Raw genomic sequence first — 3,802 nt, 5'->3', positions numbered from 1 at the left:
CGCGTTCGGTGTCTGTTCGACCTGCGCCTCGATCAATTGATGAACCGGTTGCTCGAGTGGGTAGTGGGTCGATGTCAGGTTCCAGTCGAGCAGTACGGTGTGCTGTTCCTGCGGTGCAAGCATCACCAGGTCGCCGATGGCCTGGTCTGGCGAGTCGAGCATCGCCCTCAGCAGCCTGAGCAGCGAGTGAGCGAGCTTCTCGACCGTGGCGGTATCGAAATGCGCCTGGTCGTAACTTGCCTGCAAGGTCAGCATCGCGCCGAAGCCGACCATCAAGGTCAAGGGATAGTTGGTCTGCTCATGGGTACGGATGCTGCCAAAGTGCAGTGTTGTGCTTGGCGTCTGTTCCAGGGCTTGCGAAATCGGATAGTTCTCGAACACCAGAAGGGTGTCGAACAGGCTTTCGGCGTTCTTGCCGGCCAAGCGTTGAATCTCGAACAACGGGGTGTGTTCATGTTCTCGCAAGCCCAGGTTCTGCGCCTGCACCTGCTGCAGCCATTGGCCGACGCTGAGCTCGGGCAGCGGCGTGGCGACCACTGGCAAGGTGTTGATGAACAGCCCCAGCTGCTGTTCCACCCCGCTGAGCTCCGCCGGGCGACCGGAGACGGTGGCACCGAAGCAGACCGTCGCCTGCGCGCAGTAACGCTGCAGCACGATCAGCCAGGCTGCCTGAACCAGTGTGTTGGGGGTCACCTTCTGCTGGCGGGCAAAGGTCTCGAGCCGGGCAGTGTCGGCCTGTTCGAGCGCGGCTTCGAGGTGTGCGTGGCCGGACCCCGGTGAGCGTTGCGCAGTGATGGCCGCTGCAAGCCGAGTGGGCGCATCGAGGGTCTGTACCTGGGCTTTCCAGAACGTCTCGCTCAGTGCCGGGTCCTGCTGTTGCAGCCAGGCGATGTAATCGCTGTAGCGACCGCTGGACTGGGGCACGCGCTGGCCATGGTAGCGCTGCATCACCTCACCCATCATCTGCGAGTTGCTCCAGCCATCCATCAGGATGTGATGGTGGGTGTAGATGAGGTGATGGCTGTCCTCGCCGGTGCGGACCATGAACAGGCGCAGCAATGGCGGTTGCTGCAGGTCGAACGGCTGCATCAGCTCTTCGCCAGCCAGGGTGTCCAGCGCTGCGCTGCAACCCTGGCGCTCGCGCCAGTCCAGTACGCTGAACGGCAGTTCGACTCGCTTGTGCACCACTTGCAGCGGCTCGTCGAGCTGGCCCTGCCAGAGGAAACCGCTGCGCAGGATGTCATGGGCATCCACGGTGGCCTGCCAGGCAGCCCGGAAGCGTTCTGCATCCAGGCCGCGTACGTCCAGGCGCATCTGATTGATGTAGTCGCCTGCTTGTTGCTGGTAAAGGGTGTGAAACAGCATGCCCTGTTGCATCGGGGCCAGCGGGTACAGCGTTTCAACCTGCTGGGCCGAAAGGGGCAGTGCATCGAGCTGCGCCTGGCTCAAACGGGCCAGAGGCACGTCCGACGGCGTCAGGCCGTGGTGGTCGGCCTGCAGGCAGTGCTCGATCAGGCGGCTCAGCGAATGCAGGTAATCTTCGGCCAGCCCTTCAATGGTCGATGCATCGTACATTGCGCTGTTGTAGCCCCAGGTCAGGCTCAGTTCACCGGCAAACACCTGGCAGTTGAGGGTCAGCCAGTTGCTCTGCGGGGCGTCCAGGCTCTGCCCGATACCTGCGCTTTCTGCAGCGGGGGCAAACAGCGCACCCTCGTCACTGTCGAAGGTGCCATCGAGCTGGCCCAGGTAATTGAACGTCAGGCGTGGCACAGGCAGCTGCTGCATGGTCTGTTGCGTCTGTGCATCGCCCAGGTAGCGCAAGGCGCCGAAGCCGATGCCCTTGTTGGGGATGGCGCGCAGTTGCTCCTTGATCTGCTTGATCGTGCCACCCAGCGTACTGGCCGGGGTCAGGCGTACCGGGAACAGGCTGGTGAACCAGCCGACGGTACGGGTCAGGTCCATGTCTTCGAACAGCTCTTCGCGGCCATGCCCTTCGAGTTGCAGCAGCAGGTCGTCGTGACCGCTCCAGCGCGTGATGACCTGCGCCAGCGCGCTGAGCAGCAGGTCGTTGACCTGGGTGCGATACGCCGCCGGTGCCTGTTGCAGCAACTGGCGGGTGCGTTGCTTGTCCAGCACGACCTGCACACTGTTGCTGTTGCGGTTGATCAGGCGATCGGCTGCACGGTCGCAGGGCAGGTCATTGCTCGCTCCGTGCAACTGCTGCCAGTAGGCGAGTTCCTGGTCCTGCCCGGTGTGCCTGGCGAACGCCTGCAACTGTTCGGCCCAGGCACGCAGCGAGCGGGTCCTGGCGGGCAGTTCGACAGCGTGCCCGGCCACTGCACGGCGGTATGCTGCCTGCAGGTCTTCGAAGAGAATGCGCCACGACACGCCATCGACCGCCAGGTGGTGAATCACCAGCAACAGGCGCTGGCTGCCATCGGCGAGCTCGGCAAGCAGCGCACGGACCAGGCCGCCTTCCAGGTCCAGGCTACGCTGCGCCGATTCGGCCAGTGCTTGTAGCGCATGCGCATCACTGACTGTGTGTTGCCACAGCAGCGGTGTGTGTGCCCAGGCTTCGCGCTGGGCCGCTTGCGAACGGTACTCGCCGGTCCAGCCGCGGGCGGTTTCGGTGAACTGCAGACGCAAGGCGTCGTGGTGCAGCACCAGGCTTTGCAGGGCCTGCTCCAGCGCCGCCGCATCAAGCCTGGCGTTGGCCTTGAGCAGTACGGCCTGATTCCAGTGATGCCGCTCGGGCATCGGCAGTTCGAAGAACATCTGCTGGATCGGCAGCAATGCCGTTTCGCCCTGCAAGGGCGATTGGTCGACAACCGAGCGTGCATCGCTGGTCTGGGCAACCGTGGCCAGGCGCTGGATGGTCTGGTGTTCGAACAGCGCCTTGGGAGTGAAGCGGATACCGGCCTGACGGGCGCGACTGACGACCTGGATCGAGATGATCGAGTCGCCGCCCAGTTCGAAGAAGTTGTCGGTAACGCCCACGCGATCAAGCTTGAGTACCGCCTGCCAGATAGCGGCCAGTTGCTGTTCCAGTGGGTTGGAGGCAGCGACATGCTCGCTGCGCGTGGCTGCGTCGCCGATGCCGGGCAGAGCCTTGCGATCGAGCTTGCCGTTCGGGCTCAGCGGCAGTTGTTCCAGCAGTATCAGGTGGGTTGGCACCATGTAGTCGGGCAGACCGGTCAGCAACTGCTGGCGAACAGCATCGCGCCATTGCGCCTGCTGCGCACTGCTGGCCGACGCCAGGGTGGCGTCACTGGCCACCAGGTAGGCGGCCAGTTGCAGGCCGCTGCCTGCTTCAACGGCCAGTACGCTGGCCTCGCGAACGCAATTCAGTTCGAGCAGGTACGCTTCGATTTCACCGAGTTCGATACGCAGGCCGCGGATCTTCACCTGGTGGTCGACTCGCCCCATGTAGTCGATCACGCCGTCGGCGCGTTGGCGTGCCAGGTCACCGGTACGGTACAGGCGCTGGCCGGCGCCGAACGGGCTGGCGACGAAGCGCTCGGCGGTCAGCGCGGCACGGCGGTGGTAACCGCGCGCCAGGCCTGCACCGGTCAGGTACAACTCGCCGGTGGCACCCGCCGGCAACGGCAGCAGGTCGGCACTGAGCACGTACGCGCCCAGGTTGGCGATCGGCTGGCCGATCGGCACGCTGTTGCGACCTTCGTCGCGACAGGTCCAGTGGGTCACGTCGATGGCGGCTTCGGTAGGGCCATACAGGTTGTACAGGTCGGCGTTCGGCAACTTGGCGAACACCTGCTGCTGCGCGTCCACCGGCAGGGCCTCA

Annotated in this window: 1 protein-coding gene; it reads right to left on the bottom strand. The window is 64.4% G+C overall.

The genetic code is table 11. From position 1 onward, the window contains the following. Positions 1-3,802 (bottom strand): condensation domain-containing protein (locus tag FW760_RS25875; protein ID WP_446444103.1); only part of this gene is annotated, 3,802 nt, incomplete at both ends.

Source organism: Pseudomonas sp. 1176_21 (assembly GCF_052850635.1).
This window is presented reverse-complemented; position numbering and strand designations above follow the sequence as displayed.